The sequence below is a fragment of the Epibacterium sp. Ofav1-8 genome (assembly GCF_022348185.1).
Lineage (GTDB): Bacteria > Pseudomonadota > Alphaproteobacteria > Rhodobacterales > Rhodobacteraceae > Epibacterium.
In genome coordinates this window covers 105,139-121,376 of the sequence record NZ_JAKRFD010000012.1, presented here as the reverse complement: position 1 = coordinate 121,376, position 16,238 = coordinate 105,139, and the positions used below count along the sequence as shown (strand labels likewise).

The 16,238-nt window shown below is 65.3% G+C and carries 11 protein-coding genes; 6 read left to right on the top strand and 5 right to left on the bottom strand.

What is annotated here, in order from left to right; all coding sequences use genetic code 11:
• Nucleotides 1-251 precede the first annotated feature (251 nt).
• The 6 genes from MHM97_RS18180 (at nt 252) to MHM97_RS18155 (ending at nt 8,286) form a co-directional block, all read left to right on the top strand.
• On the top strand, nt 252-854 hold the full coding sequence (locus tag MHM97_RS18180) for a methyltransferase family protein (RefSeq protein WP_239324108.1): 603 nt from the start codon (nt 252-254) through the stop codon (nt 852-854).
• Nucleotides 855-1,149: 295 nt separating this feature from the next.
• Nucleotides 1,150-2,136 (top strand): cobaltochelatase subunit CobS, encoded by a 987-nt coding sequence (gene cobS, locus MHM97_RS18175; protein ID WP_126137404.1) that lies wholly within the window; start codon nt 1,150-1,152, stop codon nt 2,134-2,136.
• A gap of 156 nt (nt 2,137-2,292) precedes the next feature.
• Complete coding sequence (cobT, locus tag MHM97_RS18170; protein ID WP_239324106.1) at nt 2,293-4,170, top strand: cobaltochelatase subunit CobT; 1,878 nt, start codon at nt 2,293-2,295, stop codon at nt 4,168-4,170.
• A 434-nt stretch (nt 4,171-4,604) separates the two neighbouring features.
• Nucleotides 4,605-6,389 carry an aminopeptidase P family protein gene (locus MHM97_RS18165; protein ID WP_239324104.1) on the top strand — a complete coding sequence of 595 codons (1,785 nt, stop codon included), beginning with the start codon at nt 4,605-4,607 and terminating at the stop codon, nt 6,387-6,389.
• Between the two features lie 61 nt (nt 6,390-6,450).
• Complete coding sequence (locus MHM97_RS18160) at nt 6,451-6,792, top strand: DUF427 domain-containing protein (protein WP_239324102.1); 342 nt, start codon at nt 6,451-6,453, stop codon at nt 6,790-6,792.
• A gap of 534 nt (nt 6,793-7,326) precedes the next feature.
• Nucleotides 7,327-8,286: a LysR family transcriptional regulator gene (locus MHM97_RS18155; protein WP_239324100.1), complete on the top strand. Its 960-nt coding sequence runs from the start codon at nt 7,327-7,329 to the stop codon at nt 8,284-8,286.
• A 29-nt stretch (nt 8,287-8,315) separates the two neighbouring features.
• Here MHM97_RS18155 and MHM97_RS18150 read toward each other — a convergent pair whose 3' ends face one another.
• The 5 genes from MHM97_RS18150 to ftsZ all read right to left on the bottom strand — a co-directional run bounded on the left by MHM97_RS18150 (nt 8,316) and on the right by ftsZ (nt 15,914).
• Nucleotides 8,316-10,010, bottom strand: coding sequence for a chloride channel protein (locus MHM97_RS18150; RefSeq protein WP_239324099.1), 1,695 nt, complete (start codon nt 10,008-10,010; stop codon nt 8,316-8,318).
• Nucleotides 10,011-10,097: 87 nt separating this feature from the next.
• Nucleotides 10,098-11,747: a DNA repair protein RecN gene (gene recN / locus MHM97_RS18145; RefSeq protein ID WP_239324098.1), complete on the bottom strand. Its 1,650-nt coding sequence runs from the start codon at nt 11,745-11,747 to the stop codon at nt 10,098-10,100.
• Between the two features lie 76 nt (nt 11,748-11,823).
• Nucleotides 11,824-12,675, bottom strand: coding sequence for an outer membrane protein assembly factor BamD (locus MHM97_RS18140; protein WP_239324097.1), 852 nt, complete (start codon nt 12,673-12,675; stop codon nt 11,824-11,826).
• Between the two features lie 327 nt (nt 12,676-13,002).
• Nucleotides 13,003-13,938, bottom strand: a complete 936-nt coding sequence (gene lpxC / locus MHM97_RS18135) for a UDP-3-O-acyl-N-acetylglucosamine deacetylase (RefSeq protein WP_239324096.1) — start codon at nt 13,936-13,938, stop codon at nt 13,003-13,005.
• 209 nt (nt 13,939-14,147) lie between these two features.
• Nucleotides 14,148-15,914: a cell division protein FtsZ gene (gene ftsZ / locus MHM97_RS18130; RefSeq protein WP_239324095.1), complete on the bottom strand. Its 1,767-nt coding sequence runs from the start codon at nt 15,912-15,914 to the stop codon at nt 14,148-14,150.
• Nucleotides 15,915-16,238: the final 324 nt, after the last annotated feature.

Here is a 16,238-nt window from a genome sequence, read left to right as displayed (position 1 = left end):
TCCCGAAACGGCTCTGGCCGCCGATGTTTTCCCGCCCGGGCCGTCATGGCGCCGGGCGCCTTCTTTTTGGGCAGCTCTCACAGGCGTGAAACGGCTTGAGCACAGGCAGATGCGGGAATGCAGGATTTTCTGTTACATTGAGTTGTTACGCGATGCGTCAACCCGGGCACGCCCCGGCGCACAACCAGATCCGAGGGGCCGCGCGCCCCGGAGTGTCAGTCCAGATCTTCAGAAAGGGATTCGAAGACGCCATGTTGTACGACCTCGTCCTGACCTTGCATGACATTGCTCTCCTCGTGGCCTGCGGTGCGGCCGTGGCCCTGGCCGCCCATCTCGGCTACAGCCTGAAGCGCCCCGACCTCGGGCTCTGGCCCGCCGCCGAAGGCTGGCGTCACCATCTGGCCTTTGGCCTGTTCCGGATGTTCTGCGGCGCAACCGTGGTGTTTGCCCTGACCGAAATCGGAGTGAACGGCTGGGGCCACTGGGCGCGCTACGTGGTCGGCCTGCCGATCATGGTGATGGCCTTTGGCATCACGCTCTGGGGCTATCGGTTCCTCGGGATCGACAACACCTACTGCGACAACGGCGGGCTGGTGACCGGCGGCATGTACGAATACTCCCGCAACCCGCAATATGTGACCTCCGTGCTGGCCACCGTCGGCCTCGGTATCACCACCGGGTCCTGGATCACCGTGGTGTTGGCGGTGGTGTTGTTTGCGCTCTATTTCCTATTTGTGCTGAACGAGGAACGCTGGCTGCTGAAGGGCTATGGCCAGGCCTTTGCCGACTACATGCGCTCGACACCGCGCTTTGTGGACGAACGCAGCCTCGAACGCCTGCGCGCCGCGCTCTGACCCTGACCAACGGCAAAACCCGCCGCGCACCCTCCGCCACAGACGGCCTCCTGTCCCGGGGGCCGTCCTGCGTTTGGGCCGATGTGTGCGCGGCCCTTGTATTGGCGGGTTTTGCCGCTACCTGCACCGCACTGCGGCTTTGGCGTATCAACACAACGGTTTCCCTTGCCCTCCCGGGCATCTTCAGGCACCAATCCTGCGATTACGCGCAAGACGCATCCCGATAGAGACCGACGGGCCACCTGACAGACGCCAATCGCCCGCGCCCGAGACTGACAAGACAAGGACTGACCCCATGACCGACGGCCTGCTGGATATGAACGCAAAACCGACCGAGACGATCTCGGTGCGTGAGGTCTTTGGCATCGACACCGACATGACGGTGAAAGGGTTCGCCGACGGCACCGAACGCGTGCCGGCGCTGGACCCCACCTACAAGTTCGATCCCGACACCACGATGGCGATCCTTGCCGGTTTCAGCCACAACCGCCGCGTGATGATCCAGGGCTATCACGGCACCGGCAAATCGACCCATATCGAACAGGTCGCCGCGCGCCTGAACTGGCCCTCGGTGCGGGTGAACCTCGACAGCCACATCTCCCGGATCGACCTGATCGGCAAGGACGCGATCAAACTGCGCGATGGCAAGCAGGTCACCGAGTTTCATGAAGGCATCCTGCCCTGGGCGCTGCGCAACCCGGTGGCGATCGTGTTCGACGAATATGACGCGGGCCGCGCCGACGTGATGTTCGTGATCCAGCGCGTGCTGGAACATGACGGCAAGCTGACGCTCCTGGACCAGAATGAGATCATCACCCCAAACCCGTTCTTCCGCCTGTTTGCCACCGCCAATACCGTGGGTCTCGGCGACACCACCGGGCTTTATCACGGCACCCAGCAGATCAACCAGGCCCAGATGGACCGCTGGTCGCTGGTGGCAACGCTGAACTACCTGCGTCACGATGCGGAAACCGCCATCGTCCTGTCCAAGGCGCCGCATTACAACACCGAGAAAGGCCGCAAGCAGATCGCCCAGATGGTGACCGTGGCGGATCTGACCCGCACCGCCTTCATGAACGGCGACCTGTCGACCGTGATGAGCCCGCGGACGGTGATCAACTGGGCGCAAAACGCCGAGATCTTCCGCGACATCGGCTATGCCTTCCGCCTGTCCTTCCTCAACAAATGCGACGAGCTGGAGCGCCAGACGGTGGCAGAGTTCTACCAGCGCTGCTTTGACGAGGAACTGCCGGAAAGTGCTGCAAACGTAAGCCTCGGCTAAGGAGCGGGGGTCGGACGGCTGCGCCGTCCGACCGGTGCCGAGGCCCCCTCGACGGGGGCCTCGGCACCCCGCCCCGGCGGGGCGGGACCAGTCATTGTTCAAATGACTGGACAGCGCCGCGCAAAGGACGAATGCTTGCCCTAGGAGCACCGGTTCATGACCAAACCCTCAGATAACCCCGCAGATCCGTTCAAAAAGGCGCTGGCCGAGGCCACCAAGGTCATGGCCGACGATACCGAACTGACGGTGAACTACTCGGTCGACCCCTCGGGCATGAGCGGCGACACCATGCGCCTGCCGCAGGTCTCGCGCCGGATGACCCGCGAGGAGGTGCTGCTCGCCCGCGGCACCGCCGACGCACTTGCCCTACGTCGCAAGTACCACGACGAAGGCGTGGCCAGCCGCTATGCGCCTTCGGGTGATATGGCGCGCGAGCTTTATGACGCGATGGAAAGTGCGCGGTGCGAGGCGATGGGCGCCCGCGACATGCCCGGCACCGCCTCCAATATCGACGTCAAGATCCAGAATGAGGCGCTGCGGCGCGGCTACGATCAGGTCACCTCCTCCTCCGAAGCGCCACTCGCGGTCTCTGCCGGCTATCTCATCCGCCACCTCGCCACCGGCCGCCCACTGCCGGAGGCCGCCGCCAATGTGATGGAACTGTGGCGCGGCTTTATCGAGGCGCAAGCCGGTGAGACGCTGGAAAACCTCGACGAAACCATCGCCGACCAGGCCACCTTCGCCAAATTCGCCCGCCGGGTGATTTCCGATCTCGGCTACGGCGATCAGTTGGGCGACGATCCGGACGACCTCGATGACGAGATGAACGACGAGTCCGAAGAAACCGCCGAGGAAGAGGAACAGCCCGACAGCTCCGGCCAGGACGACAGCGAAGAGGAAGAGGCCGACGCCTCTCCCGAACAGGCCCAGGAGCAGCAGCAGGACGAAAGCCAGGCCCAGGTCTCTGCCGACGACATGGCCGAGGAAGAGATCACCGACGAGACCGAAATGCCCGATGGAGAGGCCCCGCAGGAGCCCCCCGCGCCGCCGCCGGTCTCGGACGCCGATCCGGACTATCGTGTGTTCCTTGATGCCCATGACGAGGAAATCGCCGCCGAGGATCTGGCCGAACCGGCGGAGCTGGAGCGCCTGCGCGCCTATCTCGACCAGCAGCTGGAGCCGCTCAAGGGCGCGGTCTCGCGGCTGGCCAACAAGCTGCAACGCCGGCTGCAAGCGCAGCAGAACCGCTCCTGGGAGTTCGACAAGGAAGAAGGCGTGCTGGATGCGGGCCGTCTGGCCCGCGTCGTGGCCAATCCGACCACACCGCTGTCCTTCAAGGTCGAAAAGGACATGGAATTCCGCGACACTGTGGTGACGCTGCTGCTCGATAACTCCGGCTCCATGCGGGGGCGGCCGATTTCCATCGCCGCGATCTGCGCCGATGTTCTGGCCCGCACGCTGGAGCGCTGCAACGTCAAGGTCGAGATCCTCGGCTTTACCACCCGCGCGTGGAAGGGCGGGCTCTCGCGCGAGGCCTGGCTGAACGACGGGCGCCCGCAATTGCCGGGCCGCCTGAACGACCTGCGCCACATCATCTACAAGGGGGCCGACGCGCCCTGGCGCCGGGTGCGCCCGAACCTTGGCTTGATGATGAAAGAGGGGCTGCTGAAGGAAAACATCGACGGCGAGGCGCTGGAATGGGCGCACCGGCGCATGGTGGGACGCCCCGAAGCGCGCAAGATCCTGATGGTGATCTCCGATGGCGCGCCGGTGGATGATTCCACACTTTCGGTGAACCCGGCCAATTATCTCGAAAAACACCTGCGCGACGTGATCGCGATGGTGGAGAAGAAAAAACAGGTGGAGCTGCTGGCGATCGGCATCGGCCATGACGTGACCCGCTATTATGATCGCGCGGTGACCATCACCGATGTGGAACAACTGGCCGGCGCCATGACCGAACAGCTGGCGGCACTGTTTGACAGCGATCCACGCGCCCGTGCCCGCGTAATGGGAATGCGCAAGGTCAGCTGACCTCCCGTCCGTTTGCGCCTGCGGCGGGCGCAGGGCTCCCGCCCCTTTGCCCCGCATCACAGATGCAAGACAAAGCCTTGGGCCCGGCCGCGCGCCTGACGGCGCGCGGCTCCAGCGCCCCCCTGCAGACGTCACGCACCGATAACGGCGTAGCGCACCCGCGCCGCGCCTCCCCCCGGGAGGCGCGGCGCTCGGCCCAACGGGCGCCCGGGGTCCCGCAAGGGAGGCTGGGCAACGGGCGGGAGCTTCCCCCTCCGCCCCCTCTCCCAGGGCATCCCGCCACATGGGCTTGTCTGCGCAGGCGTGATCTGTAACAAAACAACTCCCGGTCACCGCACGCCGTAACCCGGCGCCTGTCGCGACAGCACCGATGACGTCCCACCCACCTGCCTTCTGCCCCTCCGGGGTCCGGGCCTCGCCATCAGGAGAGAGAGATGTTTCAGACCTTCGATGTCACCGCACGCCCGGAACAGGGCCCGGAACGCCTTGCCGCGCTGCGGGCGCAGCTGGAAACCGAAGGCTACGACGGCTTCCTGATCCCCCGCGCCGATGCCCATCAGGGCGAATATGTCGCCGCGCACGACGAACGCCTGTCCTGGCTGACCGGCTTCACCGGATCGGCGGGGTTCTGCGCCGCCCTGCGCCAGGTCGCCGGGGTCTTCATCGACGGGCGCTACCGCACCCAGGTGAAAGAGCAGGTCGCCGATGTCTACACCCCCGTGCCCTGGCCCGAGATCACGCTGGGAGACTGGCTGCTGGACCACCTGCCCGAGGGCGGCACCATCGCCTATGACCCCTGGCTGCACGCCGCCCAGGAGATCCGCGACCTGACCACCCGTCTCGACGGTAGCGGCATCACGCTGGTGGAGACGGACAACCTGGTCGACCGGATCTGGCAGGATCAACCCGCCCCGCCGATGCAGCCCGCGGTCCCGCACCCCGACGAGATCGCGGGCGAAAGCGCAGCCGACAAGATCAACCGCCTCGCAGCCGACCTGCGCAGGGCCGGCCAGGCCGCCGCCGTCATCACCCTGCCCGACAGCATCATGTGGCTTCTGAACCTGCGCGGCAGCGACATTCCCCGCAATCCGGTCGCCCATGGGTTTGCCATCCTGCACGCGGACGGGCGCGTGGATCTCTTCATGGCCACCGCAAAACTCACCGATCTGCCCCTCGACCCGAGCGTCACCCGCCACGACCCTGAGACCTTCCTCGATGCGGTTGCACGCCTCGACGGCCAAATCGCCGCAGACATCCGCAGCCTGCCGCAGGCGGTGGCCAAGGTGCTGGGGCCGCAACTGGTCGCGGCCGGTGATCCCTGCGCCCTGCCCAAGGCCCGCAAGAACGCCGCCGAAATCGCCGGCAGCGCCGCCGCCCATGAACGCGACGGTGCGGCGGTGGCGGAAACCCTTGCCTGGCTCGATGCCCAGGCGCCGGGCACCGTGACCGAAATCGACGTGGTCAAGGCGCTGGAAGGGTTTCGCGCCGCCGATCCCAGCCTGCGCGATATCAGTTTTGAGACCATCTCCGGCACCGGCCCCCATGGCGCCGTGATCCACTACCGGGTTACCGAGGACACCAACGCAACGCTCCAGGACGGCCACCTGCTGGTGCTCGACAGCGGTGGGCAGTATCTCGACGGCACCACCGACATCACCCGCACAATCGCCATCGGCACCCCGGGCCGCGCCGAGGCCGAGGCCTTCACCCGCGTGCTGCAAGGCATGATCGCCATGTCCCGCCTGCGCTGGCCCGAGGGCCGCACGGGACGCGAACTGGAGGCGATCGGCCGCCTGCCCCTCTGGATGGCGGGGCAGGATTTCAATCACGGGCTGGGCCATGGGGTCGGCGCGTTCCTCAGCGTGCACGAGGGGCCGCAGGGGCTGTCGCGGCTCAACACCGTGCCGCTGGAGCCGGGCATGATCCTGTCCAACGAACCCGGCTACTACCGCGAGGGCGCCTTTGGCATCCGGATCGAGAATCTCCTGGTGGTCGAGACAGCGCCAGCCCTTGACACCGGCGACGCAGACCGCAAGATGCTGTCGTGGCGCACGCTGACGTTTGCGCCCATCGACCGCCGTCTGGTGGTGCCCGAGATGCTGTCCCCGGGCGAGCGCGACTGGCTCAACAGCTATCACGCAGAGGTATATCACAAGATCGCACCGCGCCTGAGCGCGTCGGCGGCCAAGTGGTTGGACGCGGCCTGTGCGCCGCTCTGATACTCGACTGTTACATTGACCGGGCAGAAGCCTTACCAAAGCTAGAAGGAGGGGGAACCCGATGAGCAAGATCACGATCCGCAAAGCGACAGGCAGATGGGTTGTCCGTTCGGGCGGCGCCGTTCTGGGCGAGACGTCCAATGCGCTGGAACTGAGCGAGGGCGATCTGGCCCCGGTGATCTACTTCCCCCGGGAAGACGTCGCCATGGCCTTCCTCGACAAAACCGAGAAGACCACCCATTGCCCACACAAGGGCGATGCCACCTATTATTCCATCGTCAACAAATCCTCGGTCACCGCCGATGCGGTCTGGAGCTATGAAACCCCGCTGGACGCGGTTGCGCAGATCAAGGGCCATCTGGCCTTTCTGCCGCTGGACTCCGTCAAGGTGGAACAGGTCTGAGCCGGTCCCGCCGCTGCGGTGTTCCGACACCAAGATCTCAAATGCAAAGCCGGGCAGGACTGCCCGGCTTTTTTGCAACAGTTTCCGGTTTTTTCTCGGACAGGCCGCCGGAAATTTCAAATTCCCGAAGTTTCCGCCTGTTTGCGTCCCCGAAATGTCGTGAAAAAGGATGACGCGTTTCTGCGGCGCGCGTGAGCGCAGCCGACACTCCCTACAATTGTAGGGGATTTTTACCGTCGTTTAATTCAGCCGGCCAGCAGCGATTCACACAGACTTCGTCGCATGAAATCGGCCCCATCCCGGTCCTGAGACTCTTGGGAATTGCATGTTGTTTCAACAACATAGTCAATGAGGGCCGTCAGTGCCGCCCGCTCATTTTCCTGCTCTGTCTTTGTCCTCGCGGACGCGATCTCTTGCGGACCGCCTGCCCAAGCACGCATTATTATCTTCCACCCGATGCCTGCTATTGTTAATCTTTTGGTAATAAAACTGCCCGGGTTAACCTTTGTTATCAAGTAAAATGTGGGGCGCGTTATGCAGCGAATTGATATTTCCCAAATCAGCGGGCGGGTATTGCGTGTTTTCCTCACAGTTTATGATGAGAAATCCGTCAGCCGCGCCGCCGAAGTGCTCAACAGCAGCCAATCCACGGTGAGCCATAATCTGGAGAAACTGCGCGGATTACTGGGCGATACTCTGTTTGTGCAATCCGGTCGCGGGATCGTGCCCAGTGCCCGCGCCGATGCCCTGGCCCCAAAGGTGCGCCGCATCCTGGTCGATCTCGAAGCGCTCGCCGATCAGGGGATCTATGATCCGGTGACCGATCCCGATCCTTTTGTGATCGCGCTCAGCACCAGCATTCTCGACACCGAGATGGAGACGATTGCCAAGGCGCTGCGCGCGAGCCTGCCGCAGAAACACGTGATCTTTCGCGACCTTGGCACCAGCGGGGTGATCGAGCCGCTGCTGGACTCCCGTCATGTGGACGTGGTGCTGACCCTGCGACCGCGCAGCTACCCCAATACGCTCAGCCGGCTGCCGCTGTTTCAGGACCACATGCGGGTGTTCTACGATCCGAACGCCCGCGGCCCTGTCTCCAGCGTCGAGGACTACTGCGCCGCCGCGCATGCCACCGTGGCCATCGGCCAGGGCCGCAAGAGCCTGCTGCAAGGTGAACTGGACGCACTGTCGATCCATCGCCGGATCGTGCTTGGCGCACCCAACCTGTGGGCCCTGATCCAGCTGATGCGCGGCACCGACATGATCGCCAGCCTGCCCGCCCGCGTTGCCCGCACCGCGGGGGATGTGCTGGCGTCCTCGCCCTTCCCCATCGATCTCGCGCCGATGCAGTTCGACATGGTCTGGCACCGGCGCTATGCAAACTCCGCGCGGCTCGAATGGCTGCTGATGGCGATCAAGACGGCGCTGAGCGAACGCTCCGATCTGCTGCACGATGCGACGCAACAGGCCCTGCGCAGCGCCCTGAGCCGCTGAGCGCGCGGCCCCGCAGCGCCGTTACCGTGTCATCGGTGTTCTTCGGCCGACACCGCCACCAGCGCGCGGTTATAGGCCTTGAGCGCATCCAGGTGGTGGATCACCCCGATCAGCCTCAGCGCCGGCTCTCCGGTCTCCGCGGCGCGGGCCTCCTCTTCGACCACGGGCAGGAACTCCACATCCGCCCGGTCAAAGATTGGCAAGGCCGCCTCCAGCGTCGCGGTCGGGCTGATCGCGATCCCTTCCGCCATCAGCGCCTCTGCCCCCTCCGGGTCGGAGGCCGACAGCGGCCGCATCACCTTGCCCACCTGCAAGGTGGCCAGCAGGTAGGACTGCGGCCCGGCGGCGCAGCGCAGGTTGCGTTTCTCCAGCTGGGTGAGAAAGAACGACCGGTCCACCAGCCGCGAGGCCAGCGCCGTGGACATGGAAATCGACACCATCACCGCCAGGCCGATCTGCCAGTCGCCGGTCAGCTCGAACACGATCAGGGTTGTGGAAATCGGCGCGCCCAGCACCGCCGCCGCCACCGCCCCCATGCCCGCAAAGGCATAGAGCGTATGGGTCCCGGACACATCCGGCAGCACCGCGGTGGCAATCAGGCCAAACGCGAGCCCGGTCAGCGCCCCCACCATCAGCGAGGGCGAGAACACGCCGCCGCCCATGCGCCCGCCCATGGTGATCGACACCGCAGCCACCTTCACGATGGCAAACAGGATCGCCTGCATCAGCACCAGTTGACCGGAAAGCGCCAGCACCGTGGTCTCATAGCCGACCCCGATGATATGGGGAAACCAGATCGCGATCAGCCCCAGCAGCAGCCCCGCCCCCGCCGGGCGCAGCCAGCGCGGCACGTGCAGCGCCGATTGCAGCATGGTGCCCATCCGGTCCGCCATGAAGATGGAGTGCATCAGCACCACCGCCACCACGCCGCAGATCAGCCCCAGCATCAGAAAGGCGGGCAACTCCACATAGAATTGCAACGCCCCGGGGGTGGTCAGCACAAACTCGGTCACATCGCCGTATTCCAGCCGGTTGATGACCGTGCCCGCCACCGAGGCCACCACGATCGGCGCGAAGGCATTGACCGAGAAATGCCGCAGCACCACCTCCATCGCAAACAGCGCCCCGGCAATCGGCGCGTTGAAGCTCGCCGACACCGCCGCTGCCACCGCGCAGCCCAGCAGGTCGCGCCCGGTGACACCATCGGCGCGGATGCGCTCGCTGACCCAGGTGGAGATCATCCCCGCCATATGCACCACCGGCCCCTCCCGCCCGGAGGAGCCGCCGGTGGACAGGGTCAGGAAGGACGCACAGGCCGAGGCCAGCCCCTCGCGGATTTCCACCCGCCCGTCGCGCAGGGCCGCGCCCTCGATCACATCGGCGACCGAGCGCACCCGCCCGTCCGGCGTGAAACGATGCAGGATGAGACCAACCACCAGCCCGCCCGCCACCGGCACGGCCAGCAGCAGATACCAGGGCAGCGTCGCGGCAAAACTGTGCAGGTAATCCACGTCCTCGGCGCCATAGACCGCGCCCTGAAGCGCCGTGATCCCCTTGCGAAAGAACAGCGCCGCAAAGCCCGCAAGCACCCCGATCACCAGCGCGATCAGCCAGAACTGGATCTGGCTCGGCCCCCGATGCACCAGCACCCGCCGCGCATCCGCAAGTTTCGCCCGGGTCTGGGCGAAATAGGCGGACAGGGCGGAACGGTGCTTGGGCGCCATCAGGGATCTCCGATCAATTGAGTAATAAATCAGACGCGCGCGGTGCCCAAGAGGGATATCGAAGAGATCTTTCCGTGGGGTAAACCGTCATTCGACCGTCAAGAGCGCCTGTGCGGCGGCGCGCGCCTCCGGCGTGATCCGATCCCCGGAGACCATGCGGGCGATCTCGTCGACCCGCTCGGCCGCATCCAGCGGCACCACCTCGGACAGGGTCACGCCCTCCGCGACCGATTTCTGCACCCGCCAGTGATGCGCGCCCTGGGCGGCCACCTGCGGCGAATGGGTCACCACCAGCACCTGGCTGCCATCGGCCAGCGCCTTCAGGCGACGGCCCACCGCATCCGCCGTCGCGCCGCCCACGCCCCGGTCGATCTCGTCAAAGATCAGCGTCTTTTCAGCGTCCTCGCCGCGCAGACAGACCTTCAGCGCCAGCAGGAACCGGCTGAGTTCGCCGCCGGAGGCAATCTTGTTCAACGGCCCCGCCGGGGCGCCGGGATTGGTCGCCACGGTAAAGGCCACGGCATCGACGCCCTCGGGGCCAGGATCGGCCGGTGTGATGCAGGTCTCGAACACCGCCCGCTCCATCTTGAGCGGCGCCAGCTCTGCCATCACCGCCGCATCCAGGGTGGCGGCGCTGTCGCGGCGTTTTGCCGACAGCCGGTCCGCCGCCGTCTGATAGGCCTGCTCCGCCGTCTTCAGCGCCTGTTCCTGATCGGCCAGGTTCTGATCGCCGGCATCCAGCGCCTGCAACTTCTCGCGCAGAACATCCGCATGGGCGGCCAGCTCGTCCGGCTGCACGTTGTGCTTGCGCGCCATGGCCCGGATCGCAAACAGGCGCTCCTCGCAATCCTCCAGATCGCCGGGGTTGAACTCCAGCCCCTCAAGGAAGCGCTCGACCCCGTCCTGCGCCTCGCCCAGTTCGATCATCGCCCGGCTCAGGGCGGCCAGCGGCGGCTCCAGCGCCTCGCCCGCATCCCCGGCGACCGCCTCCAGCCAGCGCTGCGCCTCGCCCATGGCCCCCTCTGCCCCTTCGGACAGCAGGCTGTGGGCGCGGGCAATGTCGCCGCGAATGCGTTCGGCGGCCTGCATCCGGCGGCGCTGTTCGTCCAGGCTCTCGTCCTCGCCGGGTTCGGGGCTGAGTTGGTCCAGCTCCGCCACCGCATGGCGCAGGAATTCCTCCTCGGCGCGCACCGCGTCCAGGGCTTCCCGCGTGTCCTCGACCTGTTTGCGGGCCTGCGCCACGGTGGCCCAGGCGCTGCGCACCTCGCCGACCTGCGCCGCCACACCAGCAAACTCATCCAGCATCGCGCGGTGGCCGCGCGGGTTCAAAAGCCCCCGGTCGTCATGCTGGCCGTGCAGCTCCAGCAGCGTGTCCGACAGCGCCCGCAGCACCTCGCCCGAGCAGCGCCGGTCGTTGACCCAGGCGGTCTTGCGGCCATCGGCGGTGTTGACTCGGCGCAGCAGCAGGCTGTCGGAGACCGGCAATCCCGCCTCTTCCAGCACCGCACGCGCCGCATGGCCCTCGGGCAGATCGAATTCCGCCACCACCTCGCCCTGCGCGGCCCCCTGCCGCACCAGCGCGGCACGGCCCCGCCAGCCCAGCACAAAGCCGAGCGAATCCAGCAGGATCGACTTGCCCGCCCCGGTTTCCCCGGTCAGCACGTTCAGACCCGGCTGGAAGGTCAGTTCCAGATGGTCGATGATCAGAAGGTCGCGAATATCAAGCGCGCGCAGCATCAAGATGCCCCGTAAAAAGCGCACCCCGATCCGGCGGACCCGCCCTGGGGACCCGAGTGCGCGAAACCGATACCGATCAGAGCCATTCGCCCTTGATCGACTGACGATAGATTTTGGCCAACCAGTTGTTGCCGCGATCCTTTGGCTTCAGCCCCTGAGAGGTCAGCAGCCGGAAACTGTCTTCGTACCACTCCGTCGAGCGGAAATTGTGGCCGAGAATCGCGCCGGCGGACTGCGCCTCTTCGGTCAGACCCAGCGACAGATAGGCCTCCACCAGACGGTGCAGCGCTTCGGGCGTGTGCGATGTGGTCTGGAAATCCTCCACCACCACGCGGAACCGGTTGATCGCCGCGCTGTAGTGCTGCCCCTTCAGGTAATAGCGGCCGATCTCCATTTCCTTGCCCGCCAGATGGTCAAAGGCGAGGTCGAATTTCAGAATCGCCGATGTGGCATATTCGCTGTCGGGATAGACCTCGATCACCGTGCGCAGCGCCTGAAGCGCCTGGAAGGTCAGCCCCTGATCGCGGCCCACCTCGTCGATCTGGTCATAATAGCTCAGCGCCAGCAGATACTGCGCATAGGCCGCGTCCTCGTCCGTCGGGTAGAAGTCGATATAGCGCTGCGCCGCCGACCGGCTGTTCTCGTAATCCTGGGCCTGGTGATAGGTAAAGGCCTGCATGATCAGCGCCTGCTTGGCCCATTCCGAATAGGGGTAAAGCCGCTCCACCTCGGAAAAGAAATAGGCCGCGTCCTCTTCCCGGTCGCGCGCGAGCTCGAATTCGCCGCGCTCGTAGATCTGGGCCGGAGAGAAAACCTCCAGGTTCTGCGAGGCCTGCCGTGCGTCGCCATCCGCGCCACCACATGCGGCGAGAGTCGCCATCAGTGCGACCGCTCCGATCCCTTTGGCTGCTGCCCTGATGCCGATCATTCCTGCCTCACTTCACCGTCTCGTTGACCCCCGCGCGGGGTGTCCTCTTTGTCTGTGCGGAGGCGGATTGCGGAACATTCGGCCCCGGCACCGCCACGGTCTAGCACATTCATATGATGTGCAAAACGCCTTTCACACTGCTCCCGTTCAATTGGCAGAGAAAGCCGGTGAGGGTCAAGGCTGCAAGCCGTGCCGATGCGATCCGCCACCGGGGAATTCCGGGCCCCGGCGCCCCGGGACAGGAAATGCCGGCGGCCGAAACGAAAAACGGCTGGCACAGCGCCAGCCGATATTACATGTCTCACGTCTGCGGGGCCCTGCCCCGTCTCAGGCGACGCGGCGCACCTGGGCGGGAATTTCGGACCACACCAGCCCCTGCCCCGGCAGGCGGGCGGTCATGATCGGGTCACAGGTGACCAGACGCACCGCACCCGGCTCTGCAAACAGCGCCCGCAGCAGCGTGTTGGTCAGCGAATGGCCCGCCTTCTCGCCCACATAGTGGCCAAAGATCGGCAATCCAGCCAGCGCCAGATCCCCCAGCGCGTCCAGCATCTTGTGGCGCACCGGCTCGTCCGAGTGCCGCAGGCCGGAGCCCGCATGCACGACAGGGCCATCAAACACCACCGCGTTTTCGCCCGGCAGACCGCCCAGAGCCAAGCCGTTGGCCTGCATCGCCTCCACATCGGCGCGGCGGCAGAAGGTGCGGCTGTCGCAGAGTTCGCGGGCAAAGGTGCCGTTGCGCAGATCCAGCTCGCGGCTCTGATGGCCGATGCCCTCTTCGGCGAACTCGATGTCAAAGGAGATTTTCAGCCGGTCGCATGGCAGCAGGGTCGCCCGCGCCTCGCGAGTTTCCACCATCACCGGTTTCAGCACTTCCCAGGCCTGCACCGCAACGCCAAGGCGATGGATACCGGTGGCCATGATCTCGCGCACGAACTGCGCCGAGGACCCGTCCATGATCGGCACTTCCGGCCCATCCAGCTCAACCCGGGCGTTGTGGACGCCACAGCCAGCCAGCGCCGCCATGATGTGCTCCACGGTAGAGACGGACACGCCGGCGCGGTTCACCAGCCGGGTGCACAGCGCAGTACGCTCCACCATGTCCCAGCGCGCCGGGATGGTGGTGTCGCCCAATGCGATGTCGGTCCGTTTGAAGGTGATGCCATGCCCTGCCCCGGCAGGATGCACGATCATCCTGGCCGGTTTGCCGGAATGCAAACCAATCCCATCAAAGGTGACTGCTGCTTTGAGCGTGTTTTGCACAACGTGCCTCTTGGGTTGCCTGCGGCCTCAAGGACCGCGTCGAGGGTACACCTAAGGGCTCCGCCGCTGCCTCACAATTCAATCTTTGTAACCGAATGTAACATCGAAAAAACAACTCGGCAGAAGGTCGCTCAGGACAGGCTAATACGCTGTTTCAAAACGAAAAAGAGCCGCCAAACGGCGGCTCTTTTAAGGTGTATTGTGAGCAATTAGTTGGCCTGGCGACGCAGGAACGCGGGGATTTCGATGCGCTCCTGATCCTCGTCATAGGGCTGCTCCGCCTGCTGCGGCTGGGTGTTCTGGACACTCGGCTGCACCCGCTGCGCGGCCTGCGGGCGGTTCTGCGTGGTTTCCTGCGGATGGCCCGTCATGCGGTTGATCAGCGAGTTGAGACCAAAGCGGCGCTGCTCCTGCGCATCGGCGGTGCGGCGCTGCGGCTGTTGCTGCTGCGCCTGCGGTGCTGCCGCCGGTTGCGCGCCATGCTGCTGCGGTGCTTTCTGCGCGCCCTGGTGACGCTGCGCGGCCTCGCGCAGGCGCACGATGGCATCCTGCGACGGTGTTCCGGGCGCCGGTGCACGCGGCGCGACAAAGGCTTCTTCCGGCGCGGCAGCAGGACGCTGTTGCGGCTGAGGCTGCGGTTGCGGCGCGGGCTGTTGTGCCTGCGCCTGCGGTGCGGGCTGCGCCGGTTGCGGTTGCGGCTGGTAGGCCGGCGGCGGCAGGCCGTCGTTGGCGTCGGCGCTTTCGCTCACGTCTTCAAACAGCTCGTCGGAGGCCTGTGCCGTGTTTGCCTGCTCGCGGTCGAACTCGGAAAACAGCGAGGGCTCCTGTCCGGCGGGCGCTTCTGCGGCTGCGGGCTGTGCAGCCGGAGTCGCCGCTGGCGTCGCAGCGGGGGCGGTCTCAACCGGCTCGGTCAGTTCCAGCGGCGCGCGGCGGCTTTCTTCCACGCTGACGGTCTTGGTCAGCGGCGCGGACATCGGACGACGCGGCACCGGAACGTCATGCACCATGTCGCTCGCATCGATGCCGGTGGCGACGACGGAGACGCGCATCTTGCCTTCCATATCGGTGTCGAGGGTGGAACCCACGATGATATTGGCGTCCGGGTCGACTTCTTCGCGGATCCGGTTGGCGGCCTCGTCCAGCTCGAACAGGGTGAGGTCATGCGCACCGGTGATGTTGATGAGCACGCCCTTGGCGCCCTTGAGGCTGATTTCGTCGAGCAGCGGGTTGGCGATGGCCTTCTCGGCGGCCTGGATGGCGCGATCTTCGCCCTCGGCCTCGCCGGTGCCCATCATCGCCTTGCCCATCTCGTCCATCACCGCACGCACGTCGGCAAAGTCGAGGTTGATGAGACCCGGACGCACCATCAGGTCGGTGACGCCCTTGACGCCCTGATAGAGAACGTCATCAGCCAGAGAGAACGCCTCGGTAAAGGTGGTCTTCTCATTGGCCAGACGGAACAGGTTCTGGTTCGGAATGATGATCAGCGTGTCGACGACCTTCTGGAGGCTTTCGACACCCTCCTCGGCCTGACGCATGCGCTTGGCGCCTTCGAACTGGAACGGCTTGGTCACGACACCCACGGTCAGCACGCCCAGCTCACGCGCGGCCTGCGCGATGATCGGCGCCGCGCCGGTGCCGGTGCCGCCGCCCATGCCGGCGGTGATAAAGCACATATGCGCGCCCGCCAGATGATCCACGATCTGTTCGATGCTTTCTTCCGCCGCAGCCGATCCGACCGAGGGGCGCGCGCCAGCGCCCAGGCCTTCGGTCACTTTGACGCCCAGCTGCACGCGGTTCTGTGCCGCGTTCTGCTGCAACGCCTGCGCGTCGGTATTGGCCACGACGAAGTCCACACCTTCAAGCTGCTTGGCGATCATGTTGTTCACGGCATTGCCGCCAGCACCGCCCACACCGAACACGGTGATCTTTGGCTTCAGGTCTTCTTCTCCGGGCATCGAAAGGTTCAGGGTCATGCTCTTTCCGCCTGTGGTTTTAGCCCTCCCGCAAGGGCGTCGATTGTCACTATTCTGCCTCAATCCTATCGCGATGCATGAGTCTCGTCATCCCCAAAAGCGCATTGCCCCACAAAATATGGACCAAACTGAGGGGATTCTTGCCGGATTTCGCCATTCAGGCGAAATATTGAGGGTCAGGAGCCACTGACACACAACAGGACAGAGACCGCACATGGCAAGCCATGTCGCGCAGATCGGTCAAATTGTGCTGGCGAACCCCTGCTCGGCCTCGCGCATCGCTGATTTCAGCGTATTGGGGCCTGTTTATCGCATCCCGACGCC